The sequence below is a fragment of the Christiangramia oceanisediminis genome, assembly GCF_022570735.2.
Taxonomy (GTDB): Bacteria; Bacteroidota; Bacteroidia; order Flavobacteriales; family Flavobacteriaceae; genus Christiangramia; species Christiangramia oceanisediminis.
Window position 1 is genome coordinate 729,569 of sequence record NZ_JANCNS010000003.1, and the last position, 25,281, is coordinate 754,849.

The 25,281-nt window shown below is 41.7% G+C and carries 21 protein-coding genes and 2 tRNA genes; 9 read left to right on the plus strand and 14 right to left on the minus strand.

The window, feature by feature from the left end:
- Positions 1-73 precede the first annotated feature (73 nt).
- From MKO06_RS16120 to MKO06_RS16135, 4 genes are all read right to left on the minus strand, one after another.
- Positions 74-2,377: a M1 family metallopeptidase gene (locus MKO06_RS16120; protein ID WP_241552287.1), complete on the minus strand. Its 2,304-nt coding sequence runs from the start codon at positions 2,375-2,377 to the stop codon at positions 74-76.
- A 66-nt stretch (positions 2,378-2,443) separates the two neighbouring features.
- The gene (locus tag MKO06_RS16125) at positions 2,444-2,944 is read right to left on the minus strand and encodes a DUF6702 family protein (RefSeq protein WP_241552288.1); all 501 of its coding nucleotides are present in this window, start codon (positions 2,942-2,944) and stop codon (positions 2,444-2,446) included.
- A gap of 90 nt (positions 2,945-3,034) precedes the next feature.
- Positions 3,035-3,892, minus strand: coding sequence for a carboxypeptidase-like regulatory domain-containing protein (locus MKO06_RS16130; protein ID WP_241552289.1), 858 nt, complete (start codon positions 3,890-3,892; stop codon positions 3,035-3,037).
- A 20-nt stretch (positions 3,893-3,912) separates the two neighbouring features.
- Positions 3,913-4,725 (minus strand): carboxypeptidase-like regulatory domain-containing protein, encoded by an 813-nt coding sequence (locus tag MKO06_RS16135; RefSeq protein ID WP_241552290.1) that lies wholly within the window; start codon positions 4,723-4,725, stop codon positions 3,913-3,915.
- 113 nt (positions 4,726-4,838) lie between these two features.
- Between MKO06_RS16135 and pepE the strand changes: the two genes are divergently transcribed.
- Together pepE and MKO06_RS16145 are read left to right on the plus strand one after the other, a co-directional pair.
- Entirely contained in the window at positions 4,839-5,543 is a 705-nt protein-coding gene (gene pepE, locus MKO06_RS16140) for a dipeptidase PepE (RefSeq protein ID WP_241552291.1), read from the plus strand.
- Between the two features lies 1 nt (position 5,544).
- Positions 5,545-6,459, plus strand: coding sequence for a glutaminase (locus MKO06_RS16145; RefSeq protein ID WP_241552292.1), 915 nt, complete (start codon positions 5,545-5,547; stop codon positions 6,457-6,459).
- Positions 6,460-6,527: 68 nt separating this feature from the next.
- On the opposite strand, the gene rpsT is transcribed toward MKO06_RS16145, so the two are convergent.
- From rpsT to proS, 4 genes are all read right to left on the minus strand, one after another.
- A complete protein-coding gene (gene rpsT / locus MKO06_RS16150; protein WP_156273977.1) occupies positions 6,528-6,776 on the minus strand; it encodes a 30S ribosomal protein S20 in 249 nt (82 codons plus the stop codon).
- A 31-nt stretch (positions 6,777-6,807) separates the two neighbouring features.
- Positions 6,808-6,879, minus strand: a tRNA-Glu gene (locus MKO06_RS16155).
- Between the two features lie 70 nt (positions 6,880-6,949).
- A tRNA-Glu gene (locus MKO06_RS16160) sits at positions 6,950-7,021 on the minus strand.
- A gap of 77 nt (positions 7,022-7,098) precedes the next feature.
- Positions 7,099-8,577 (minus strand): proline--tRNA ligase, encoded by a 1,479-nt coding sequence (gene proS / locus MKO06_RS16165; protein WP_241552293.1) that lies wholly within the window; start codon positions 8,575-8,577, stop codon positions 7,099-7,101.
- 107 nt (positions 8,578-8,684) lie between these two features.
- Here proS and MKO06_RS16170 point away from each other — a divergent pair, with 107 nt between their 5' ends.
- Positions 8,685-9,773, plus strand: a complete 1,089-nt coding sequence (locus MKO06_RS16170) for a hypothetical protein (RefSeq protein WP_241552294.1) — start codon at positions 8,685-8,687, stop codon at positions 9,771-9,773.
- A 71-nt stretch (positions 9,774-9,844) separates the two neighbouring features.
- Positions 9,845-11,350 (plus strand): OmpP1/FadL family transporter, encoded by a 1,506-nt coding sequence (locus MKO06_RS16175; RefSeq protein ID WP_241552295.1) that lies wholly within the window; start codon positions 9,845-9,847, stop codon positions 11,348-11,350.
- 12 nt (positions 11,351-11,362) lie between these two features.
- On the opposite strand, the gene MKO06_RS16180 is transcribed toward MKO06_RS16175, so the two are convergent.
- Complete coding sequence (locus MKO06_RS16180; protein WP_241552296.1) at positions 11,363-13,204, minus strand: T9SS type B sorting domain-containing protein; 1,842 nt, start codon at positions 13,202-13,204, stop codon at positions 11,363-11,365.
- A gap of 147 nt (positions 13,205-13,351) precedes the next feature.
- Between MKO06_RS16180 and folE the strand changes: the two genes are divergently transcribed.
- The 5 genes from folE to MKO06_RS16205 are packed head-to-tail and all read left to right on the plus strand — an operon-like array spanning position 13,352 to position 17,155.
- Positions 13,352-14,029, plus strand: a complete 678-nt coding sequence (folE, locus tag MKO06_RS16185; protein ID WP_241552297.1) for a GTP cyclohydrolase I FolE — start codon at positions 13,352-13,354, stop codon at positions 14,027-14,029.
- 22 nt (positions 14,030-14,051) lie between these two features.
- Positions 14,052-15,536 (plus strand): cysteine--tRNA ligase, encoded by a 1,485-nt coding sequence (gene cysS / locus MKO06_RS16190; protein ID WP_241552298.1) that lies wholly within the window; start codon positions 14,052-14,054, stop codon positions 15,534-15,536.
- 10 nt (positions 15,537-15,546) lie between these two features.
- Positions 15,547-15,795, plus strand: a complete 249-nt coding sequence (yidD, locus tag MKO06_RS16195; RefSeq protein ID WP_241552299.1) for a membrane protein insertion efficiency factor YidD — start codon at positions 15,547-15,549, stop codon at positions 15,793-15,795.
- Between the two features lie 44 nt (positions 15,796-15,839).
- A complete protein-coding gene (lgt, locus tag MKO06_RS16200; protein ID WP_241552300.1) occupies positions 15,840-16,661 on the plus strand; it encodes a prolipoprotein diacylglyceryl transferase in 822 nt (273 codons plus the stop codon).
- Complete coding sequence (locus tag MKO06_RS16205) at positions 16,658-17,155, plus strand: DUF192 domain-containing protein (RefSeq protein WP_241552301.1); 498 nt, start codon at positions 16,658-16,660, stop codon at positions 17,153-17,155. Before lgt ends, MKO06_RS16205 begins: the two co-directional genes overlap by 4 nt.
- Here the strand turns inward: MKO06_RS16205 and MKO06_RS16210 are convergent.
- The 5 genes from MKO06_RS16210 to gyrB form a co-directional block, all read right to left on the minus strand.
- Positions 17,152-17,583 carry a hypothetical protein gene (locus MKO06_RS16210; RefSeq protein WP_241552302.1) on the minus strand — a complete coding sequence of 144 codons (432 nt, stop codon included), beginning with the start codon at positions 17,581-17,583 and terminating at the stop codon, positions 17,152-17,154. The two genes, MKO06_RS16205 and MKO06_RS16210, sit on opposite strands and share 4 nt — an antisense overlap.
- 354 nt (positions 17,584-17,937) lie before the next feature.
- Complete coding sequence (secDF, locus tag MKO06_RS16215; protein WP_241552303.1) at positions 17,938-20,934, minus strand: protein translocase subunit SecDF; 2,997 nt, start codon at positions 20,932-20,934, stop codon at positions 17,938-17,940.
- A gap of 169 nt (positions 20,935-21,103) precedes the next feature.
- A complete protein-coding gene (gene mdh, locus MKO06_RS16220; RefSeq protein WP_241552304.1) occupies positions 21,104-22,030 on the minus strand; it encodes a malate dehydrogenase in 927 nt (308 codons plus the stop codon).
- A 91-nt stretch (positions 22,031-22,121) separates the two neighbouring features.
- The gene (locus MKO06_RS16225) at positions 22,122-23,108 is read right to left on the minus strand and encodes a DUF6588 family protein (RefSeq protein ID WP_241552305.1); all 987 of its coding nucleotides are present in this window, start codon (positions 23,106-23,108) and stop codon (positions 22,122-22,124) included.
- Between the two features lie 127 nt (positions 23,109-23,235).
- Positions 23,236-25,176: a DNA topoisomerase (ATP-hydrolyzing) subunit B gene (gyrB, locus tag MKO06_RS16230; RefSeq protein WP_241552306.1), complete on the minus strand. Its 1,941-nt coding sequence runs from the start codon at positions 25,174-25,176 to the stop codon at positions 23,236-23,238.
- Between the last annotated feature and the right edge of the window lie 105 nt (positions 25,177-25,281).

Consider the following 25,281-nt stretch of genomic DNA (forward strand, 5'->3'; position numbering starts at 1 on the left):
ATAACTACAAATCTAAGCATAAAAAAAGCCGACTCGTTAAAGTCGGCTTAAATATTTATTGGCTTTTAAGCCCTTATTCGTCAGTGCCTTCCTTGTATTCTTCGAACTCGTTTTTGTTCTCGGTTTTAGGCCAGCTGTTGTTATTTACATCCACATCGGCGGTCTCAAGATCTGGATCTACCACGATCTTTGTAATCTCTTTGTTAGATGGAATAACCTTGCTTACTACCTGGTCGTTCTTTCTCCAAATCTGAACCGGATAGGTAATCTTTTCTGAAGTACCATCGGCATAGCTAACTTCAACGATCAGTGGCATTACCAATCCACCTGGCTTTTCAAAAACTACCTGGTAGAAGTATTTAGGAGCCTTTAGATTCTTTCTTTCCTCCTCGCTAAAATTATCCATTACATAAGCCTGAAGGGTTTGAGAGCTTTCCATCAAAGACTTTTCTTTCATGTCTTCGCTAAACTCCTCATCATCTTCTGTCACCACGTAAAGAGCATCTACCTCTTCTGGAGAAGCTCCGTAACGCTCCAATAGATCCTTACCAGCTTTGGTAGGTTTATCGGTAACATAATATTTATTTACTTCCCTGATCCCTATGTCCACATTGTCTGTAGTGTAGAACCATCCTCTCCAGAACCAGTCAAGGTCTATACTTGAAGCATCTTCCATAGTTCTGAAGAAATCTTCAGGGGTAGGATGTTTGAACATCCATCTTTGAGAATAGGTTTTAAAAGCATGGTCGAACAGGTCACGTCCCATCACTGTTTCTCTAAGGATGTTTAGCGCTGTAGCAGGTTTTCCGTAGGCATTATTTCCTAACTGATATACCTCTTCAGGATTAGACATGATTGGTGCGATATAATCCTGGTTACCTTTCATATAAGGCACAATTTTACTTGGTTCTCCACGTCTGGATGGATATTTATCTGCCGGTGCGATCGCTTCTGGATACTCAGTTCCAAACTCCTGCTCTGCAACGTACTGAACAAAGGTATTGATCCCTTCATCCATCCATCCCCACTGGCGCTCATCAGAATTCACGATCATCGGGAAGAAGTTATGTCCAACCTCATGGATGATCACACTTATCATTCCGAATTTCACACGATCGCTATATTCGCCATTCTCATCAGGACGTCCATAGTTCCAGCAGATCATTGGATATTCCATCCCCTGGTTCTTCGCATGAACGGAAACTGCTTTATGATAAGGATACTGGAAGGTCATATCTGAATACGACTTTAAAGTACTTGCAACAGCCCTGGTTGACCACTCTTCCCAAAGAGGATTTCCTTCTTTAGGGTAAAGTGAAACCGCCATAACTTTTTTACCCTGAACATCGGTCGCCATCATATCAAGGATGAACTTTCTGGATGTTGAGAACGCAAAGTCACGAACCATATCTGCCTTATATTTCCAGGTCTTGGTCTTGGTTGCAAAACCTTTCTCAGCAGCTTCGGCTTCTTCCTGAGTTACAATAAGAACTGGCTTATCATACGATTTCTGAGCCTGTTCGTATCTTTTCATCATATCTTTTGAATAGACATCTTTTCTATTCTGAAGTTCCCCGGTAGCTTCCATTACATGGTCTGCAGGAACGGTGATATTTACCTCGTAATCTCCAAATGGTAGTGCAAATTCACCACTGCCCCAGAACTGCATGTTCTGCCATCCTTCAACATCGTTGTAAACAGCCATTCTTGGGAAGAACTGGGCAATTACGTATGCCTTATTCCCATCTTCAGGGAAAAACTCGTATCCAGATCTTGCACGGTTGGTTACGTGGTTGTTGATATTATAAGACCATTTGATATCGAATTCATAGCTCGCTCCTGATTCAAGTGGCTGAGGAAGATCGATCCTCATCATTGTTTGATGTATGGTATACTTCAAAGGCGCTCCATTACTGGAAACCTCTTTGATATTGAATCCGCCATCAAAAGGCTCCTCCATATATTTATTGGCAAAATTTGCAGGTGTGGTCACGGGAGCCATTCCGTCTCCATCCTTCTGAAGGGAAGGCGAATCCTTTTTCCTGATATTTTGATCCAGCTGAACCCAAAGGTATTCCAGGTTTTGTGGGGAGTTATTGTGATAGGTAATGGTTTCTTCACCGGTAAGCACCGAATTCTTATCGTCTAGGACGATATCCATTACATAATCGGCCTCATTCTGGTAATAAGCAGGGCCTGGAGCTCCAGAGGCTGTACGATATTGGTTAGGAGTGGCAAACTCCATATACATTTGCCTGAATTTGTTCTGGTTTGTGTGCCCTTCCTGCCGCACTTCCTCCTGCTCATTCTCCTGGGCTGATAGTCCCGCAAAAATGAACATAAGAAATACAGAGGTCAACAGTTTTAGTCTCTTCATTTATGTAGTTTTAATTTAAAAATTCGCTAAAAATAAAAATTTTACTCGCCATAATAGAATACCTTGCTAAAAAGTTACGGTCTTATTTCCATTACCTTTTACCAGCAGCATACTTTCAATAGTTTCACCTTTCTTTACATGAACCACGTTTTTCTGAGAATCGAAAAGATCGGTGAGGATTAGATTTTCTACCCGGATCTTCTTAAAATCCTCTACCTTCTCCACTTCGATAAAAAGAACGACCTGGTCTGCATCAAATTTACTTCCCAGTAAATTCAATGTGGCTGGTTTTCCATTGACACTGATCTTTAATTTTTGATCTATATAGCGAGCCATCAGATCTTTATTTGATTCCAGGTCCTTCTCATAAGAAAGGCTAATTTCCTTCTGGTATCTTTTGCTTAACACGTCCTCCATATCGTCTATAAAGACACGTGAAACGATTTGCAAGGCCCTGTCTTCCTTATCATATTCGATTTCGGTAACACTTAAGTAAAATTCGTGGTCTGCCGAAGTAAAGGAAGTGAATATAGTAAAGGCAAAAAAGAGAAAGAAAATCTTCTTCATATTCAGTTTTTGAAAAATAGAGCAAATATTGAACCAAGCCTGGCTCGCTCTTAAAACTAAGACCTTCAAATTCATTAATGGTTTAATCATCTAACCGGGTATTTGTCCTCCCTGGTTCAAAAGTTTTCCCCGCCTATCCCTGAACTCTTCAATTCGGGTTTCGAAATATTCAATAAGTACAAGGGCATTGTTGTTAAGAACAATATTTTTGAATTTAGGCCTGTCTTCACTGCAGAAATAAAGGAAATTACTTACCTCGTTTTCAGTCAGCCCGAGTTGCTTTTCGAAGAACTGGTATCCCACCAGCTGCAGGCTCTTATCCATGATATCCTTTTTTGAAAAAACCGGCTGTTGTTTTTTATCTTCTGAAAGTTTATCTGCCAGTTTTCTGGCAAGGATATCAAACCGGACACCTCCGCCCGCGAAGGCCTGTTCATAAGGATTCAGTTCCCTGTCCCTCGCTATAACAGCCCCAAGATCACTTTGAAGACGATAATTCCTTTGGAATTTTTCGGTTGAAATCTTAGCAATATCGTTAGCGAGATAACCGGAAAGATTAATATCATCGATCACCACTTCAGCCAGTTCGTTCATTCTTTCTGAAAGCTCTACCTCTAATTTTCCGTTTTTGAACATTTCAGTATTTACAACAACCGACCTGTTCTCAAATTGAACTGAAGAAAAATAAAGTGTGTCATTAAGCCGAACCCTTAAATCAAATTCTCCGTTTTTGTTAGTCACACTCCCCTGCTCCAGGTTCATATTGATAACGTGGATCTTTTCCAGGTCATTATTTGCCGCTTCGATCTTACCTTGTAGAAGAACGGCATCCTGGGCAAAACCCGTAAGGCCGGTAAAAAGGAAAAGCAAAATAACCAGGTTTCGATTCAGAATGGTGTTTTTGATTGTTGAATTCAATTTGGAAGAGTTCTCGATGATGATTTTCATAGTTTTACAAAAAAAGCAATTTATTCCAGTTCGCGCAATTCTTTGAAAGAAACTATTTTAGATTCAAAGAGTTCGATCAATTGAAAATGATCTTCAGATTCTATTAATTCAGAAAAAACAGGACCTTCTGAACAGTAATAAACAAAATTCTCGATCTCTCTTTCAGGAAGTCCAAGTTCGCTTATAAAAAAGTCCTGCCCGAAAACCTGGATGCCTTCCTGTATCTTCTCCCGCATCTGCTCCAATTTCAGCTGATTTTGCAGTGCCCTGGTCCTTCCGTTGATGTCATTCATTACCGCGTCCAGGGGAACGCCGCCCAGCAACACTCCAATATATTGCCAACGGTTCTCTATACCTGCACTGGCAGTATAAAGTCTCCTTTCGGTCTGGGTTTTATGCTTTCTGGGATAGGGAATTCCATATTTTCCACGATCAAAAATTTTAATTTTTTCTGAATCCTGGTCCAGGACACCGCTTAAGTTAAGATCGCTAATACGAACCTCATCCAGTTCATTCCTTGCCGGATATAGAAATATCTCCAGGACTTCAGTATCTATCTGTTCCCGTTTCAGGATGATGATTCGGTTTTCAAATTCTACAGAAGAAAATAGAATACTGTCATTAAGCCTTCCTCTTAAATAAAAATTTCCAGCCTCATCACTGGTTGTCCCTTCTTCCAGCGAAAGGTTCACAATATGAATATTAGCGGGAGGGAGACTATCGGAAAACACCCGACCCTTTAATAATTTGGATTCCTGTGCGAAGACTTCTAAATTATTAAAAGCACAGGCTGTAATAAACAGAAGAAGGCCTATTCTCTTTAATTTTCTCAATAATATTGGTTAGCAGTTGTCATTAAACAACGAAATATTTAAACTTTTTGCGCCCTTAGTACCGGATTAACTTTATTGGAAGTCATTGTTTCCGTAAATTTACCATAAAAAGTATGCACGCGATACTTGCAAGCACCTCAACCCTGTTCGGGCAGGATTACCTTGAATACCTGCTTCCGGTGATCCCTGGCCTATTTAAAGATCTTGAGGAGATCCTTTTTATTCCCTATGCCCGTCCAGGCGGAATCACCCACGAAGAATATACCAGTCATGCAGCTAAAGCCTTCGAAAAGATTGGCATAAAGCTTCGTGGAATTCATGAGTTCGACGATCATCAATTGGCTGCAAGGGAAGCTAAGGGAATATTTACAGGAGGTGGAAATACATTTTTGCTGGTCTCGGAACTCTACCAGAATAAGGTCATGCCTGTTTTAAGAGAGGTGGTTTTAGAAGGAACGCCCTATATGGGCACCAGTGCCGGGACTAATATTGCCGGTTTAAGCATGCAAACCACCAATGATATGCCCATAGTTTACCCAGCTTCCTTTAAAACCCTGGGGCTGGTTCCAATTAACATTAATCCGCACTACCTGGATCCTGATCCTGATTCAAAACATAAAGGTGAAACAAGGGAGACCAGGATAAAAGAATTTCACCGTTTGAATTCACAACCTGTTGTTGGGCTTAGAGAAGGCAGCTGGCTGGAATTGACGGATAATAAAGTTACGTTAAAAGGCACTTTGAATGCCCGTATTTTCGAAAAGGATAAGGTACCTTTCGAAGTTGAAACCGGAACCGACCTAAGCGATCTGAACTAAAATGGACTACCAGGAAATTCTTGACACTATCTATGACGAAATGAGCTACCGGGATGTAAAGGGCAAAGTAGCCTCATATATTCCCGAATTAGCCAAAGTAGACCGAAAAAAGTTCGGGATGCATGTCTATTGCGGGGATCAGCAGCATTTTTGTTTTGGCGACAGTGATGAGAAGTTCTCCATACAGAGTATTTCCAAAGTCTTTACGCTAGCCATGACCATGAGGATCATGGGTGAACATCTCTGGGACCGGGTATCGGTGGAACCTTCAGGAGACCCCTTTAACAGTCTAACCCAGTTGGAATATGAACATGGAATCCCCAGGAATCCGTTTATTAATGCAGGAGCGCTGGTTATTTCGGATATCCTGGTAGACCAACTTGACGACCCAAAGAAGGAATTACTGGAATTTGTAAGGAAAATAACCGGTGATGAAAATATCGATTATGACGAATCTGTAGCGCAATCAGAAAAAGCCACCGGTTACAGAAATATCGCACTGGTTAATTACATTAAGGCTCTTGGAAATATTAAATGCGATGTGGAACCTATCGTAGATTTCTATTTTTACCAATGTTCTCTCGCCATGTCCTGTAAACAGCTTTCCCAGGCTTTCATGATCTTCGCGAACAGAGGTAAGATTCTGAACACCGGAGAAAAGATCCTTAAACCTAAAACCGTCAAGCGTATCAATGCATTGATGCAAACCTGTGGTTTCTATGATGAAGCAGGAGAATTTAGTTTTCAGGTAGGTTTACCAGGGAAAAGTGGAGTTGGCGGTGGTATCGTAGCCATTCATCCAGCCAACTATTCGGTGGCGGTTTGGAGCCCTATCCTGAATGAAAAGGGCAATTCCGAATTAGGCATGAAAGCGCTCGAACGCTTTACCACCCTTACCGGAGTTTCGGTTTTCTAAAATGTATCAATAAAAAAATGCTTCCCGAATTTCGAGAAGCATTCTTTATAAATTGAACACTGCTAAAATTAAAGTGCTGCGACGTGCTTAGTCAAATTTGACTTTAGGTTAGCAGCTTTATTATCGTGAATGATATTATTCTTAGCCAATTTATCGATCATAGAAATCACAGAAGGCAACATTCCCTCAGCCTCTTTCTTATCGGCATCACGCAATTTTTTGATTGCGTTCCTTGTAGTTTTGTGCTGGTAGCGATTTCTTAGACGCTTAGTCTCATTGCTACGAATCCTCTTCAACGCTGACTTATGATTTGCCATTACAATTATTATTTAAAAAGTTTTTCAAAAGTAGTCCGTAGGGGAATCGAACCCCTGTTACCAGGATGAAAACCTGGCGTCCTAACCCCTAGACGAACGGACCATAATCTATTTCAATTTGCAACTATCTTCGTTGCTTTAAACCTTACACCTTTACTAGTGTTTCTGCTTTGTAGTCCGTAGGGGAATCGAACCCCTGTTACCAGGATGAAAACCTGGCGTCCTAACCCCTAGACGAACGGACCATTTTGTTTCAAATGCGGATGCAAAAATACAACTATTTTTCAATGCCGCAAATCTTCCACAAAAAAATTTAAAAATTTTAATATGCCTTTGCGAAAAGCACTCGTCCTTCTGAATGTTTTCCAGTTAGAACGCAGGCTCCGGCTTCTTCCTCCCTATCGAAAGGCACACATCGTATGGTGGCTTTTGTAAGCTCCTTGATCTTATTTTCGGTCTCCGGAGTACCATCCCAGTGAGCTGAAATAAAGCCTCCTTTTTCTTTTAGCACCTTCTTAAATTCATCAAATGAATCTACTTCAGTAATATGATCATTTCTAAAGTTCCTGGCTTTCTCATAAAGACTATCCTGGATCTCGGTCATCAACGCTTTCACTTTACCTACTACTTCATCCCTTTTTACGAATTCCTTGGTTAAGGTATCCCTTCTTGCAAGCTCAACCGTTCCCTTTTCAAGATCCTTTGGTCCTAGTGCCAATCTTACCGGTACACCCTGTAATTCATATTGAGCAAATTTCCAGCCTGGTTTCTGGGTGTCCCTGTCATCATATTTAACTGAAACCCCAACCGCTTTAAGCTCATCTACAAGTTGATTTGCTACTTCAGAAATTTCTGAAAGCTGCTCTTCTCCCTTGTAAATTGGAACGATCACCACCTGTGTTGGAGCAAGGTTTGGTGGCAACACCAGCCCATTGTCGTCACTATGAACCATGATAAGAGCCCCCATTAACCTTGTAGAAACTCCCCATGAAGTAGCCCAAACATGCTCAAGCCCACCTTCTTTGGTCGCGAATTTCACATCGAATGCCTTTGCAAAATTCTGCCCTAGGAAATGAGAGGTTCCGGCCTGAAGCGCTTTACCATCCTGCATTAAAGCTTCGATACAATAAGTTTCCAGGGCCCCGGCGAAGCGTTCACTTTCGGTTTTCGCCCCCTTTATCACCGGAATCGCCATGAAATTTTCAGCAAATTCGGCGTAAATATTATTCATAAGCTCGGTTTCTTCCAGAGCCTCTTCTTTAGTCGCATGAGCCGTATGCCCTTCCTGCCAGAGAAATTCAGCAGTTCTAAGGAACAATCTTGTCCTCATTTCCCAACGTACCACATTGGCCCACTGGTTCACTTTTATTGGGAGATCCCTGTAAGACTGGATCCAGTTCTTATACGTATTCCAGATTATAGCTTCAGAAGTAGGTCTAACAACCAGTTCTTCTTCCAGTTTCGCTTCGGGATCAACCTTCAGTTTGCCTGGATTATCTTCATCATTCTTGAGCCTGTAATGGGTTACTACGGCACATTCCTTCGCAAATCCTTCAGCATTCTTTTCTTCAGCCTCGAATAGACTTTTTGGAACAAACAGGGGAAAATAAGCATTTTCATGCCCTGTTTCCTTGAACATCCTGTCAAGTTCAGCCTGCATTTTTTCCCAGATGGCAAACCCATATGGCTTGATCACCATGCAGCCTCGAACTGCAGAATTTTCCGCCAGATTGGCTTTCACCACTAACTCGTTATACCACTTAGAATAGTCGTCTTTTCGCTTTGTTAGATTCTTACCCATTACTTATCATTTGGCATAAAACTTGTATCTTTATTGAAGTATTCAATACTAACCGTTTTGGCAAAACTAGGGATTTTTAGGATGCCCAACAATAAAAAGAATTACCAATGAAACTTTATTACATACTTAAAGATAAACTGAGCCTGCTGATGGTTCCGGTGGCATTTTTTGCCCTGGCTTCCTGTAGTTCATACCAGTATTCTGGATATGAGGCCGATGGTATTTACGGTGAGGCGCGACCAGGAATCTGGGAACAACAGGAGCCCCAGGAAGTGAAACCTAGTGGAAACAGCTCCTATTATAAAAATCTATTCGCCCAGCAATCTCAAATGATCGACGAGGCGCTTCAGGATGAAATTTTTACCGATGTAGACAGTTATACTTCCAATGATGGTTATGACGATTATAACGAAGAGGGTGGTGACATTGTATATGTTGGAGGAAATGCTCCCTGGGGAAATGATCCCGACACTTACACTGTAAATTATATTAACACCGGTTTTTATTCCCCATGGGGAATGGGCTGGGGAGGCTTCGGTCCTGGATTTGGAGGCTGGTATAATCCATGGTGGGATCCATGGTTCGATCCATTCTGGCCTGGTGGAGGATTCTGGCCCGGAGGAGGATTCTGGGGCGGTCCGTACGCATATGGTGGCTTTTGGAATGCCGGCTTTGGTTTTGGCTGGGGCTGGGGCTACGGAGGCTTCTATCGTCCATGGGGATGGGGCGGCGGCTTCAACAATCCCTATTACAATAATTATTATAACAATGTTGCCTATAACAACGGTCGTAGAAATGCCCGGGTTTACTCTAACAGCGGTGTAGACAGAAGAACTACCAGTGCGAGAAGCTCCTATTCCCGTAGTATTAGGGAAATTAGAAATACAAGATCATCAGATTATGGCACTTCGAGGGTTCGAAACAGCGTAAGCAGGGATGACAACAGACAAATCTATTCAAGAACCAATAGGAGAACCGAATCTGCAAGAAGTTATGATTATAGCAGAAATAGCAATAGATCTCCTGTTTATCAGCGTTCTTCAAACAGCAGAAACAATTCGTACTCTGCTCCATCAAGAAGAAGCTCTTCATCATCAGTGAGAAGTTCTGGTAGCTCCAGCCGTAGTTCAGGAGGTAGCAGAAGCTCTGGCGGAGGCAGATCTTCTTCCAGAGGTGGTCGCGGCGGTGGCCGATAAAATTTAAATGAAATTAAAAACAGCCTTACAGATTAAACCCCTGTAAGGTTTTTTTATAACCAAAATCAGCTATGAAAAAAATTCTATCAATTCTATTTCCAATATTCATCCTTTCCCCCCTGCTTCAGGCTCAGGATTTAAAGGATGCTTATCGCTATTCTTCGAATGAATTATCTGGTACCGCAAGATTTATTAGTATGGCCGGGGCATTCGGAGCACTTGGCGGAGATCTTTCGGCCATGTCTATAAATCCAGCCTCGTCAGCAGTTTTCATATCAAGTAATGCTTCGGTTAGCATGGAATACAGAGACCTAGAAAGCTCCATTCGCTATAATAATGGAATGTCTGGCAGTGAGCTTTCTGATATCGAATTGGGAAATATCGGCGGAGTTTTTGTTTTCAGCAATAATGGATCGAACGATTGGAGAAAATTCAGCCTTGGTATTAACTATAATTCCACTGCTATTTACGATGATAGCTTCAGAATCCAGGGAACCTCAGGCAACTCTATAGACCAGTATTTTCTTAATTATGCCAATGGTGTGGAACTTGAACTGCTACAAACAGGCAGAAATGGAAATATAGATGAGCGATATGCCGTACTGGGAGAACAATACGGATTTCCTGTTCAACAGGCATTTTTAGGTTACCAGGCCTATGTGATAGAACCCGAAAATGATGAACCCCAAAACCTGGATTATTTCTCGCTTATCGGGCCAGGAAGTTTCGATCAGCGTTACAATCAAATATCAACGGGGCTTAACGGAAAACTGAGTTTTAACCTGGGAACGCAGTTCAGGGATTTTCTTTATTTAGGACTAAACCTGAATTCGCATTTTATCAATTACGAGAATGTTTCAGAATTCAGTGAATTCAATAATAACCCCGGCAGTGCCACTACCGAGGTATTTTTTGGCAATAGCCTTTACACCAACGGCGATGGTTTCTCCTTTCAGCTTGGGGGGATCATTAAACTGGATGAACTAAGACTGGGATTGACTTACGACTCCCCTACCTGGTATTCTATTCGCGAAGAAACTACCCAGTACCTTGAAACCAACACTCCAGAAGATGATTTTGTAAGCGTAGCTCCAAATATTCTGAATATTTACCCAGCATACCGACTTAGAACCCCTTCCAGATTGGCAGGAAGTATCGCATATTTATTCGGGCGAAAAGGGCTAATAAGTTTTGATTACAGTTATAAAGACTATGGAAGCACCGAATTCAGACCAGAAAACGATCCCGCTTACCAGGACCTGAACAGCCAGATTTCCAGCAATATGAAAGCAGCCTCCACTTACCGGGTGGGAGGAGAATATCGAATTTCAAATTTTAGTTTAAGGGCTGGATACCGGTTTGAAGAAAGTCCGTTTGAGAACGAGAACAGGGTTGGCAATGTAACTGGCTATACCGGCGGAATTGGTTATAATTTTGGCAATATCAACCTGGATCTTGCCTACAGTTATATGAACCAGGAAGAGAATATGCCAATTTTCAATACTGGCCTTACCGATCCTATCAGTTTTGACCGGGAACTTTCTAAAGTAGTTCTTAGCGTAAGTTTCGGATTATAGTCTAAACTCTAATTACCTAATAAGTGTGAAATTAGACATATATTCCTGGTGGTTCCCGGTTTTGGAATCTACGAACTCAACCCTGAACCAGTAATCATCTGCAGGCATAGGCTGGCCGTTATAGGTTCCATCCCAGCCCTGGCCATTAACTGGATTAAGTTGCTTAAGTAGTTTCCCGTAGCGATCAAAAACAAATAACCTTTTAATTTCGATACTCCCGTTGTTGATCAATCTCCAGGTGTCGTTATATCCATCAGCATTCGGAGTGAAAAAACGCGGATATCCAACCAGGAAGAAACTTTCACTGCTAGCCTCGCCACAGCCGTTCACTTCCCTGACCCTTATCATATGACTGCCTGGTGGAACCTCATTAAAAACCGGGTTATCCCGCCAGGGACCATCATCCAGCCTGAATTCAAATTGGGCAAATTCCCGGCCAACGCCTCCCTCGGTTGAAACACTTACGGTATAACCTTCTCCAAAATCGGATCCCGAAATATCCAGGTTGACTATTTCTGGTCCTGATATGAGCACCGGCATGGTAGACACCTCTATCTCGCAGCCTGATTCTTCATGGAAAATACTCAAAACGATTTCATGGGATTGCGGAATATCTTCAAAACGAATAACAGCTTCGGTTCCTAGGACTGTATTTCCATCTCTCCATTCATAAGCATATCCAGCCCCTAATTCTTCACCAAGACTAACAGTACTTAGAAGATCCCCCTGCAAGGTGGTGCAGAAAATACTGGTTTCGGGAAGACTGATTTCTGGAAAGACGAAAGTGCCCAACTCGAATTCTTCAGCAGGTGAATAGCAACCGCTTTCAATATGCCTGATACGCGCATAGATCACTTTGCCATCCTCGAATTCAAAATTCTGAGGTGAAGTGATCTCATTATCTTCTTCCAGATCTTCCTGGCTTTCAAAATAAACTGCCTCGTAATCTACTGGATTCTGAACAGGGGTTAAAAGTTCGGCCTCGGTCCTGGTTAGATCTACAAATTCTAATCCTTCAGCACAAATTGAAAGATTCTCTGCTTCCCCTATTACGGGAACATCATAAAACCGAACAACCACTTCATCCATATCTGAACTATCACCCACCAGATCCCGTACGACCAGGCGGTAGTCGCCATCTTCGGTAACAAGATAAGTTGGTCCATCTTCACCAGGAATGATTTCGTATTCCTGGGTAGCGTCATTGAATACATACCATTCATAGATCTCGGCTTCATCGGTAGTACCGTCAAGCAAATAAGAATCTTCGCCACAAACGCTAACTTCATCCCCAAGGTCACTATCTAGGATCGAACAATCGGTTGAACCTCCATCACTATTCACCTGTCTCAAATTGATATAACCGGGCAATTGCTGAAAATTCGTGATCATAACCACATAGACCTCATTAGCCTGTGCATTGGGTATCTCCATAGTTTCGACTGCATCTGGCAAATAGCTGCAATCCACGAGTGATCCCGCATTTAGCTGGGATCCTGAACAATATTCCTCACCTCTCTCAAAAGGCCCCCAAACGATAAAATCAACATCAAGCGGCGCCCCGGTTCCGTCTTCATTTTCATATTGTGAAATAGTGAATGTTAGATTCCCTGTATCTTCAACCTGTAAAAAGAACCAAGCCGGAAAGGGTTGCTCTTCCAGGCAGCCGTAATCGATGCCCGGCTCCCCACTTGTTTGGTTGCTGTTAAGATAATTCGAGTTGGGAAAGGTAAGCTGTTGATCACCAGCACAAAAAGGTTCAATATCTGAACAAAGAGCACCCTGCGCCAGGGCAGAAACACCAAGTATAAGCCCGAAAACCAGGAATAAAATGTCTTTCTTAGATATTTTCATTTAGAATGGACAGCAAAATATATGCAAATTAGGAAATATACTGCAGAAGCTCCTTAAAGTCTCAATGATTTTGAATACGGTCAAAACCTTATAAATATGTATCTTTGCAAGCCAATACGGTTTTAACCGACTATTATTGCAAAAAGCATGAAAGTAGATAAGATATTGAACGAAATTGAAGAAATGGGCGATGCACATGCTTCAAGCAGCGCAAACACTCCACTTAGAGAGGACGCCTTTGAACTTAGTGACAGCGAAAAAATTGAGCTTATCAAGGAAGATGTGAAGCATATCATGGAAACCCTTGGGCTGGATCTAACAGACGACAGTTTAAAAGGCACACCTAACCGCGTAGCAAAAATGTTTGTTAGCGAGGTATTCTCCGGCCTACATCCAAAAAGAAAACCCAAAGCTTCAACTTTCGAGAACAAGTACAAATACGGTGAAATGCTGGTAGAAAAGAACATCACGGTTTACTCTACCTGCGAACATCACCTTCTTCCAATTGTAGGAAGAGCCCACGTAGCTTACATTTCTAATGGCACGGTAGTGGGACTCTCCAAAATGAATCGTATCGTTGACTATTACGCGAAAAGACCGCAAGTGCAGGAACGAATGACCATGCAAATAGTTCACGAACTTCAAAATGTTCTTGGAACACCAGATGTCGCCTGTGTTGTGGACGCCAAACACCTTTGCGTTAACAGCCGCGGAATTAGAGACATTGAGAGCAGCACGGTTACCAGTGAATTTGGCGGAGCTTTCAAAAAGAAAGAAGTTAGAAGAGAATTTCTGGATTATATTAAATTAGACACTTCGTTCTAAAAACCTAAAATCTTACAATTACATGGCGCTCTACCAGGAACAAAGCCTGAAACTTTATAATTCAATGACGGGTGAAAAGGAAGTTTTCACTCCCATTAACGAAGGAAATGTAGGAATGTATGTGTGTGGTCCTACCGTTTACAGCAATGTTCATTTGGGAAATTGCCGCACCTTTATCTCTTTCGACCTTGTGTTCCGTTATTTGAAACACCTGGGCTACAAAGTTCGCTATGTACGGAATATTACCGATGCAGGCCACCTGGAAAACGACGCCGATAGCGGAGAAGACAGGATCGCTAAAAAAGCGAGACTCGAGCAGATCGAGCCCATGGAGGTGGTGCAGAAATATACCGTTGATTTTCACAATATCCTTAATAAGTTCAATAACCTGCCACCAAGCATAGAACCTACGGCTACCGGTCATATCGTGGAACAGATCGAGATCATCAAGACCATAATCGATAATGGCTTTGCATATGAAGCTAATGGCTCGGTTTATTTTGATGTATTAAAGTTCAATAAGGAACATAAATACGGTAAACTAAGCGGCCGGGCGATCGAAGACATGATCGCCAACACACGGGAACTTGCTGCCCAAAGCGATAAACGGAATCCGCAGGATTTTGCTTTATGGAAAAAAGCTGAACCTCAGCACATCATGAGATGGCCTTCTCCCTGGAGTGACGGCTTCCCGGGTTGGCACCTGGAATGTACCGTGATGAGCACCAAATATCTTGGGGAAGAATTTGATATTCACGGTGGCGGAATGGACCTAAAATTCCCGCATCATGAATGTGAGATCGCACAGGGCGAAGCAGCTTCAGGAAAATCCCCTGTAAACTACTGGCTTCACGCAAATATGCTTACCCTCAACGGTAAAAAGATGGCCAAAAGTACCGGGAATTTTATTTTACCGGAACAGATCTTTACCGGTGAGAACGATGTGCTTGCCAAGGCATTTTCGCCAAACGTAGTAAGATTCTTTATTCTACAGGCTCACTACCGAAGCATCCTTGATTTTTCAAGCGAAGCATTGATGGGAACCGAAAAAGGATTCAACCGGTTGATGGATGCCTATCACTCAATTGAAGAATTACCAGAGTCAGATAAAACCAACTTTGATCTGGATGGCTGGATCCAGTCCTGCTATGATGCGATGAACGATGATTTTAACAGTCCTATCCTTATCGCCAAATTGTTTGATGCCGTTAAAACTATCAACAACCTTAAGGAAGGAAGTCTTGAAATTTCCAAAAGCGACCGGGAGAAACTAAAAGAAAGCATGAAAGCCTTCATGTTTGATATCCTGGGTCTTAAGGATGAAGCTTCGGAAGGCAACAATGACGGTGAAAAACTTTCCGGAACCATTGATCTTCTTATCAAATTGAGAGCTGAAGCCAGAACAAATAAGAACTTTGCTTTAAGCGACCAGATTCGCGATCAATTGCTTGAATTAGGCATTCAACTGAAGGATGGCAAGGAAGGCACCAGTTTCTCTTTAAAATAGACCACATTATATGCTAAAGCGATGGTTAAGCAACATATTGACCGCTTTGGTTCTATTCTACAGGAGATTCATTTCCCCCTTAACACCTGCATCCTGCCGCTATCATCCAACCTGTTCAGCCTACATGATCGAGGCTATAGATTTGCATGGGCCCTTTAAAGGTTTGTGGCTGGGCTTAAAACGCATTGGCAGGTGTCATCCATGGGGAGGCTCGGGCTATGACCCCGTACCGGGAAAATCGAAGTCTGAAAAGGCTTAAAAAAGCTACAAATACTTATATTTACCACACTCAAAAGACAAAACATGCTTATAAATGCCATTCGCTGGAATCCTTCTGAAGGACTGGATCTAGGAATAATCACTCTTCACTATTACAGTTTAATGTTCTTGATCGCCTTTGGACTTGGCTGGTATATCATGAAAAGCATTTTTACCCGTGAAAACATCTCGGTAGAAAAACTGGATTCACTTTTCATCTATACTGTAATTGCTACCCTGGTTGGTGCACGTCTTGGGCATGTGATCTTTTATGACTGGGATTACTTTCAGAATCATCTTCTGGAGATCTTTTTACCAGTTCGATTTGAACCCGAGTTCGAGTTTACCGGCTTTCGAGGCCTGGCCAGTCATGGTGCCGCTATTGGTATTATCGTGGCCATGTACCTGTACTCCAAACGAATCCTGAACAAGCCGGTATTGTGGATCCTTGATCGAATCGTTATTCCTGTGGCCAGTGGAGCTATTTTTGTAAGAATTGGAAACTTTATTAACTCCGAGATCATTGGTAAACCAACCAATTCAGATTATGGAGTGATCTTTGAGAAATTAGGCGAGGATTTTGCCAGGCACCCGGCCCAGCTTTATGAATCTGGATGTTATTTGGTCATTTTCCTGATCTTATGGTACGTATACTGGAAAACCGAAAAACGCTTTAAATTAGGTTATATATTTGGCTTGTTCCTGGCTCTGTTATGGACCGTTCGTTTCTTTGTTGAATTCGTTAAAGAACCACAGGTAGGAGAACGTGCCAACTGGTTATTGAATACCGGGCAATGGTTAAGCATTCCTTTTGTTATCGCGGGTCTGTATTTTATGTACCGGCCAGCAAAAAGAAGAACAGTATGAAATGTGGATATCTAAGCCTTATTAGCCTGGCTTTTTTCACAGGCTCTCTTTTCACTTCATGCGAAGATGAAAAAAAGCCGGATGAAATCGAAACCGAAGAGATCAGTTTCACAAAAGAAGCTGAATTATACCTTATAAAAGCCTCAGGTGACACCATAGAAAAGCTGGATGTTGAACTGGCCGAAACTGCCTACGAACATCAAACAGGCCTTATGTACCGCGATGGAATGGAAGATAATCAGGGAATGCTGTTCGTTTACGATGACGAGCGGGTACGCAGCTTTTATATGAAGAACACGTATTTCTCCCTCGATATTATCTATTTCGCCGGAGACAGCACCTATGTAAGTGTTCAGGAAAATACAACCCCTATGAGTGAAACTTCACTGCCTTCAGAAGGACCTACCCAGTTTGTACTTGAGGTGAACGGCGGACTCTCTGCTCCATGGAACCTGGCAGAAGGAGACCGGATAAGTTTTACCAGGCTGGATTAATCAATTCGAGTCGCTTCTCTTAATTCATTATTTAAAAAGCTCAGCCTGGTATTGACCACCAGAAAAACCTGGATTGTGATACAAAATACTATCCAGTAAACCGAATTGGATCCTCCCTGAATAAAAATTCCCAAAACAAAAAATAGAAACATAGCGGCAAGGTTTATCCAAATCAGGAAATTACACCTGGCGATTTTTCCACGCAATTGTTCGATATAGCCGGAGTTCATCAGCTTTTTAAATACTTCACCATGCGCACGGCCGGAATGAAATTGAGCTATTCGAACACCAAAATCTTTCAAAAATTCACTTTCAATATCTTTCCAAGTGAATATGGAAGGACGAAATTTCAGCTTTTCACCAGACTCGAGAATAAACACTAAAGTATCAGGTCCCCGATATCCATTTATATACTTCCACCTGAGCACTTCATTAAAATGAATTTTTCTATTGGGATAACGTCCTAAAACAGGCTTCTTAAGCCATTCTATATAGAGATACTCTTCAGCTCACCGAAGTTTTATCCTGCCTCTAAACAGAAAGTAAAATGGTGGTACAAAAAGAAAAATACCATAGATATATTCCGGATTGAAATCGACCAAATAATGAAGCAAACCTGCAAACAGGAAAAGCAAAAAATAGGCTGCTACAAAGCCGAAGATATTTAAGGTAGAGAATTCGATTCTCATTCTTCAATAGCTTACTAATCGTTCCACATGTCGAAATAAAAAAGGCTTTCCCTTGAGGAAAAGCCTTTTATTATTTCTTATCTCTTCTGAAGATTAAGCCGTAGCCGCTTCCTCAGCCTGAGGTTTCTTTTTCTTCTCGATAGAAGACTTTTTCTTTACACTGTCGAACATCACAGGAGTTGCAATGAATACAGAAGAATAAGTACCTACTATCACACCTACAATTAGCGCAAACATAAATCCTCTGATGCTTTCTCCTCCAAAGATGAAGATAGCGAGTAATACCACCAAGGTAGTAAGCGAGGTATTCAATGTTCTACTAATAGTACTGTTAATAGCCGCATTAACGGTTTTTCCAAGATCCCAGGTTGTATGCTCACTAACATATTCCCTGATACGGTCAAAAACAACCACGGTATCATTCAGCGAGTACCCAATCACAGTAAGTATCGCAGCGATGAACGCCTGGTCAATTTCCATGTTAAATGGCATCACTTTGTACAGCAATGAGAAAATACCTAATACCACAAGCACATCATGGAATACTGCGGCAACCGCTCCAAGACTGAACTGCCATTTACGGAAACGCAGCAGGATATAAAGGAATACTACAATCAAGGATCCAAGTACTGCCCAGAACGAAGCATTCTTAATATCATCGGCAATAGTTGCTCCAACTTTCATTGACTGCATCACTCCAACCGTCTTATCATCTGCTCCATCCACGAATTCATCGTAGCTTAGATCTGCAGGCAGGTAAGACTGAAGAGCCTCGTAAAGTGAACGCTGGATCTCTTCATCTACTTCTGCACCTTCCTGGTCTACCTTATATTTGGTAGTGATCCTCAACTGGTTATCAGGACCAAAGGTTTTAGCCTCGGCACTTCCGAAAGTTGCAACAAGATCATTTTGAACTTCAGATGGATTTACATCTTCAGCAAAACGAACTGTATAAGTTCTTCCTCCAACAAAATCAACCCCCTGGTTAAGTCCCTGAACAAATAGAGATCCAACACTAATGATGATAAATATTCCAGACACCACATAAGCGATCTTCCTTTTCTTAAGGAAATCGATATTCATATTGGTGAAAAGGTTCTTGGTTAAAGAAGTAGAGAAATCAAGAGATTTACCTTTTTTACCATACCCGTCTATAAATAATCTAGTGATAAAGATGGCTGTGAAAAGCGAAGTTGCAATACCAATCAATAAGGTAGTCGCGAATCCTTTAATAGGCCCTGTTCCAAGAATGAATAAGATCAAACCTGTAAGACCGGTAGTGATGTTCGCATCAAGAATGGAAGACAACGCGTTATTGAAACCATCTTTAATAGCGTCACGCTGCATCTTCCCTTTGGCAAGTTCTTCTTTGATTCGTTCGAAGATAAGTACGTTCGCATCAACCGACATACCAATGGTTAAAACGATACCGGCAATACCAGGCAGCGTTAATACCGCTCCAAGCCCGGCAAGAACACCAAAAATGAAAAGGATGTTCACAACCAATGCAACGTCTGCAAAAAGTCCGGCTTTTCCGTAATAAAGAATCATCCAGATCAAAACCAGGATCAAAGCGATTCCAAATGAGTTGATACCACTATCAATAGCTTCCTGTCCAAGAGAAGGACCTACCACTTCACTCTGAATGATATCTGCAGAAGCAGGAAGTTTACCGGCACGAAGTACGTTCGCTAAATCCTGACCTTCTGTAATTGAGAAGTCACCTGTGATCTCACTTCTACCTCCTGAGATGGCACCGGAAGATACACCTGGAGCTGAATAAACGATATTATCAAGGACAATAGCGATCTGGCTTTGCTCATTAGAAGCTTTACCGGTCATATCTTCCCAGATCTTGGCTCCGGTTCCGTCCATTTGCATACTTACTGCAATACGACCTAACTGGTCATAAGTTTGCTGTGCATCGGTGATCACACTACCACTCAATGGCGGCTCCATGTTTCGGTTACCTTTTAAGGCGTATAACCCGGTAGTTTGAGTTTCTTCGTCTGGTACTCCCCAAACGAATTTGGCATATCTTTGCTCTGAAGGTAATAATGAACGAATTTGAGGATTTTGAAGGTAATCCATCACTTTCGCTGTATCCTGAACCTTGAAAGTTGCAAGTACAGGACCTCCCTGCATTCCTGGAGATACGATCAGATCAAAAATCGGGTTATTCCCGGTTTCTACCTGAGTAGTATCGTCAGCTTCTGCAAGTAATTCATCGATTTCATCATCTCCTGAAGTTTCGGTAGTATCTACCTCTTCAGTAGCCTGGTTAGCCTGACGCATTTCAGCAAGCCTGTTATTTGCCTGAACCAGGAAATTACCCAGTTCGTTGCTCTTATAAACATGCCAGAATTCTAACTGAGCCGTGCTTTGAAGAAGGTTCTTTACCCTGCTAATATCTTTAGCTCCCGGAAGTTCAACAAGGATTCTTCCTGAATTCCCTAAACGCTGAATATTGGGCTGAGTAACACCAAATTTATCGATACGCTTTCTTAATATCTCGAAAGCCGAAGTAATGGACTCATCGATCTTTCTGCGGATGATTGGCTCAACTTCATCATTGGTCATGTTGAAATTAACCTCATCGCTAAGAGTTTTATTTGCAAAAATATCTGGAGATGCCAGTTTTGCATTCGGGATCTCGTTGAACTTTTGAAAGAAAAGGTCTACATAATTTTCCTGACTATCGGTTTGAGCAGCATCGGCTTCAGCCAGAGCTTTTCTAAATGCCGGGTCGTTCGAATCATTAGCCAGCCCGCTTAAAATATCTTTAACCGAGATCTGAAGGATCACGTTGATACCTCCCTTTAAATCCAGACCTTTGTTAAGCTCTTTGTCTTTCGCCGCGTTATAAGTGATCCCGGCAATGATCTCTTCATTCCCGATTGAATCCAAATAACGGGCTTCTGCCTGGTCCCGTAGCTCTGAATAGTTTTCTACGTCCTCTCCAATTTTCTGCGCGGCAAACTCCTCAGCTTCAGTCTCTACATTATTTGTAATGAATGTGAAAGACAGCTGGTAAAGACATACCAGTCCGAACAAAATTGCAAAAACTTTAATCAGTCCTTTATTCTGCATTATTCCTCAAATTATTGATTATAGGTCTATTTTAAAAACGGACAAATATAGGACTTCAATAATCAAATCCCAATATTTTTTTTTTGATAATTTTAACTTTTAAAAGCATGAAAAAAGCCACAAAAATTGTGGCTTTTCATTAGATATTCACTGTATTTTTCTAAAAGAACTAAATTTCCAGCAGGCCGTTGGTTTTCTTCACTCCTTCAGCACTCTCCTTCATTTTAGCAATTTCGGCATCATCCAGCTTTAGCTCCACAATTTTCTCCAAACCATCTTTTCCAAGAATGGCAGGGACTCCAATACAAATATCATTCAGTCCATATTCACCATCCAGCATGGCTGAACATGGGAACATTTTTTTCTGATCGCAGGCAATAGCCTGAACCAATCCAGACACTGCTGCTCCTGGAGCATACCAAGCACTGGTTCCTAATAATTTAGTTAAGGTCGCCCCTCCTACTTTGGTATCTTCTGAAACCTGGTTCAATCTTTCTTCTGAAAGGAATGCAGAAACAGGAACCGAATTTCTGGTAGCCAGCCTGGTAAGAGGCACCATTCCGGTGTCGCTGTGACCCCCAATTACCATTCCGTCGACATCAGATGGAGGACACTCAAGAGCCTCGCTCAATCTGTATTTAAAGCGTGCACTGTCAAGTGCTCCACCCATTCCTATAATTTTATTCTTTGGAAGTCCCGTAGTTTTATGAACCAAATAGGTCATCGTATCCATTGGATTACTCACCACGATCAGGGTTACATTTGGAGAATGCTTGATCAGGTTAGAAGAAACTTCTTTTACGATCCCTGCATTGATCCCTATCAATTCTTCGCGTGTCATCCCTGGTTTTCTTGGAATACCACTGGTAATTACAGCGATGTCTGAATTTGCGGTTTTTGAGTAATCATTAGTACTTCCTGTGATTTTGGTATCGAAGCCATTAAGAGTAGCTGTTTGCATAAGGTCCATCGCTTTTCCTTCAGCATATCCCTCTTTAATGTCCAGTAAAACAACTTCAGAAGCAAAATTTTTAATGGCAACATATTCGGCACAGCTGGCACCTACGGCACCGGCTCCTACTATGGTAACTTTCATGTTAAAATATTATTTAATTTCTAATTAATGTGACTGCGAAATTACGAATAATGAAGCAGTATTAATAATAAGGAATGGTTAAAGTGGTCTCTTACAGGATAAAGTGCAAACCTAAATTGGCGTTTACGAATTTTCCGGCAGTAGCCATGGCAGAGATCTTAAATCTGTTGAAATACAGGTTAAAACCGATATCACCTTTAAATTGAGCTTCTTTGTCATTAAGCCTTGTTATTTCCGAATTGATCAGCGGAAGCGCTATACCACTACCTCCGAATTCGTATTCAAAATCTGACTGAGCCATTCCTAGTGCACCAAAAATTTCAAAATTTTCATACCTTTTTGATGCTAAAACTTCGGCCATCCATACGTTCGCTGAAACATCTATCAAATTCAACTGAACCACCTGCTCTATTGAAATTGGATCAAAATCATATTTAACATCGAATATATTATAAGATAGAATTGCAGCTACCTGAAGATTCTCCTCATCATCAAATCTGAAATATTGATTAAAATTATGTTTTAATCCGATCCCATAAGTACTAAACTCAGAACCATCGATTTCCATTGCAGGCAGAGCACGAACACCAATCTCAGTACCGTAGGGCAATCCAACAGATACCTGAGCGAAGGGATATATTAAAGCTCCTTTATCGATACCATCAATAGCGTCAAATCCACTAATCTGGATCATCTGTCCATTGTAATTGACCTCTCCTTCGAATTGCACATCAGTACTTTCACCAAAGGCTGTAGGCAGGACTGCTCTATTATCTCCTGTTATTGAAAGAATATTAAAATCATTATTATTAATAGTAAATTCCTTTTTACTATTTGGAACAAAAATTCCGTTACCATGTAAGGAAACATCAACCTTCCATTTTTCTAAGGCTCTGGCTGATGTAAACCATCCTGCGGTAGCCTGGTATGCCGCACTTTCGGAAGCCGGAGACGCAAAACCATCTGCCAGAAACAGCATATCATTAACGAAAAGCTCAAGATCGGTTTCTTCCTGTGCATTTACCTGCACTGAAAACAATACAATCCCAAGAAGGATTAGTCTGGATAAGTTTTTCAAAATAAGTAGGTTTAGTTGCTTCAAAATTAATAAAATATCTGTCTCATAACGCCTGAGACCTAAAAAAACCCACACTTTTAATTTAGGTGTGGGTCTTTTTTAATTAATCTATGTTTATTAACGAAAACTAAGCGTCAATATTGGCATATTTTGCATTCTTTTCGATGAATTCACGCCTTGGTGGCACTTCATCTCCCATCAACATGGAGAAAATCCTATCTGCCTCACCACCGTTATCGATATTCACCTGTCTAAGTTTCCTGAACTGCGGATCCATGGTGGTATCCCATAACTGCTCGGCGTTCATCTCCCCTAGACCCTTATATCGCTGTATCTGTACACCTCCGCTATATTCTGCAGCGATCTCATCACGCTCCTTTTCGTTCCACGCGTAGCGCTTCTTCTGTCCTTTCTTTACAAGGTAAAGCGGGGGAGTCGCAATATAGATATGACCGTTTTCGATCAACTCCTTCATATAACGGAAGAAAAAAGTCAGGATCAGGGTTTCAATGTGACTACCATCAACATCCGCATCACACATGATCACGATCTTATGGTATCTGAGCTTATCAAGGTTCAATGCCTTACTATCTTCCTCGGTCCCGATGGTTACACCAAGAGCAGTATAGATATTCTTGATCTCTTCGTTATCAAAAACCTTATGAGACATGGCCTTTTCAACGTTCAGGATCTTACCTCTAAGTGGAAGTATCGCCTGGAATTTACGGTCACGCCCCTGTTTGGCCGTTCCACCTGCCGAGTCTCCCTCAACAAGGAATACTTCACACTGGGCTGGATCCTGCTCAGAGCAGTCTGATAATTTCCCGGGCAGGCCACCAACACTCATGGCCGTTTTACGCTGAACCATTTCACGGGCTTTTTTCGCAGCATTTCTGGCCTGCGCAGCAAGTATCACTTTTTGAACGATGGTTTTCGCATCATTCGGATTTTCTTCTAAATAATTCTCAAGCATTTCAGAAACCGCCTGAGACACTGCTGAAGTTACCTCGCGATTACCTAGCTTGGTCTTTGTTTGACCCTCGAACTGAGGCTCGGCCACTTTTACTGAAATAATCGCCGTTAATCCTTCACGGAAATCATCTCCGGTGATCTCAAACTTCACTTTATCCAAAAGCCCGGAAGCATCAGCATATTTCTTCAGGGTAGTGGTAAGACCTCTTCTGAATCCTGAAAGGTGAGTTCCCCCTTCATGAGTATTGATATTGTTCACATACGAATGAAGATTCTCGTTGAAGGAAGTATTATAGATCATGGCAACCTCAACCGGGATATCATTCTTTTCACCTTCCATAGAGATCACATCTCCAATGATAGGCTCACGGTTTCCATCTAAAAACCGGATGAATTCTTTTAATCCATCTTCTGAATGAAAGTCTTCATGAACAAATTCACCATTATCTTCCTTATTCCTTTTATCGGTAAGGCTGATACGGATTCCCTTATTCAGGAATGCAAGTTCACGCATACGGCTTGCCAGCGTATCATAACTATACTCAAGAGTCTGCTGGAAGATACTTGGATCTGGTTTAAAGGTAACAACCGTACCACTGAGATCAGTCTCTCCAACTGGTTTTACCGGGTAAAGCGGCTTACCTATTTCATATTCCTGCTCCCAGATTTGATTATCCCTGTAAACCGTAGCCTTTAAATGAGTAGAAAGTGCATTCACACAACTAACCCCTACACCGTGCAGACCTCCGGAAACTTTATAGGAATCCTTATCGAATTTACCTCCAGCACCAATCTTGGTCATTACGACCTGAAGGGCAGAAACTCCTTCTTTTTTATGCATATCAATAGGAATTCCCCTACCGTTATCTTCCACGGTAATGGAATTATCCTCATTGATGGTAACTTTTATATTATCACAGTGTCCTGCAAGGGCCTCATCGATGGAGTTATCAACAACCTCATACACCAAATGATGCAGACCTCTAACACCGGTATCCCCGATGTACATAGAGGGTCGCATCCTCACGTGCTCCATACCCTCCAGCGCCTGAATACTATCGGCTGAATAGTTATGTTTTTTAGCTTCTTCGCTCATAAAATATCCTGATTAATTTCGTCTCTTTTGGATAACGAACAAATATAACAATTCGGATATTTTTAACAGGATACCACAGCCTTATACCCCCCTAAGTTATCAACA

Bases quoted from the DNA above. Each gene is read 5' to 3' on its own strand.
- cysS (WP_241552298.1), top strand. From the start codon at position 14,052: ATGGCGCTCTACCAGGAACAAAGCCTGAAACTTTATAATTCAATGACG.
- MKO06_RS16130 (WP_241552289.1), bottom strand. From the start codon at position 3,892: ATGAAAATCATCATCGAGAACTCTTCCAAATTGAATTCAACAATCAAA.
- rpsT (WP_156273977.1), bottom strand. From the start codon at position 6,776: ATGGCAAATCATAAGTCAGCGTTGAAGAGGATTCGTAGCAATGAGACT.
- gyrB (WP_241552306.1), bottom strand. From the start codon at position 25,176: ATGAGCGAAGAAGCTAAAAAACATAACTATTCAGCCGATAGTATTCAG.
- MKO06_RS16120 (WP_241552287.1), bottom strand. From the start codon at position 2,377: ATGAAGAGACTAAAACTGTTGACCTCTGTATTTCTTATGTTCATTTTT.
- mdh (WP_241552304.1), bottom strand. From the start codon at position 22,030: ATGAAAGTTACCATAGTAGGAGCCGGTGCCGTAGGTGCCAGCTGTGCC.
- MKO06_RS16175 (WP_241552295.1), top strand. From the start codon at position 9,845: ATGAAAAAAATTCTATCAATTCTATTTCCAATATTCATCCTTTCCCCC.
- yidD (WP_241552299.1), top strand. From the start codon at position 15,547: ATGCTAAAGCGATGGTTAAGCAACATATTGACCGCTTTGGTTCTATTC.
- proS (WP_241552293.1), bottom strand. From the start codon at position 8,577: ATGGGTAAGAATCTAACAAAGCGAAAAGACGACTATTCTAAGTGGTAT.
- folE (WP_241552297.1), top strand. From the start codon at position 13,352: ATGAAAGTAGATAAGATATTGAACGAAATTGAAGAAATGGGCGATGCA.
- MKO06_RS16180 (WP_241552296.1), bottom strand. From the start codon at position 13,204: ATGAAAATATCTAAGAAAGACATTTTATTCCTGGTTTTCGGGCTTATA.
- lgt (WP_241552300.1), top strand. From the start codon at position 15,840: ATGCTTATAAATGCCATTCGCTGGAATCCTTCTGAAGGACTGGATCTA.
- MKO06_RS16205 (WP_241552301.1), top strand. From the start codon at position 16,658: ATGAAATGTGGATATCTAAGCCTTATTAGCCTGGCTTTTTTCACAGGC.
- secDF (WP_241552303.1), bottom strand. From the start codon at position 20,934: ATGCAGAATAAAGGACTGATTAAAGTTTTTGCAATTTTGTTCGGACTG.
- MKO06_RS16145 (WP_241552292.1), top strand. From the start codon at position 5,545: ATGGACTACCAGGAAATTCTTGACACTATCTATGACGAAATGAGCTAC.
- pepE (WP_241552291.1), top strand. From the start codon at position 4,839: ATGCACGCGATACTTGCAAGCACCTCAACCCTGTTCGGGCAGGATTAC.
- MKO06_RS16125 (WP_241552288.1), bottom strand. From the start codon at position 2,944: ATGAAGAAGATTTTCTTTCTCTTTTTTGCCTTTACTATATTCACTTCC.
- MKO06_RS16170 (WP_241552294.1), top strand. From the start codon at position 8,685: ATGAAACTTTATTACATACTTAAAGATAAACTGAGCCTGCTGATGGTT.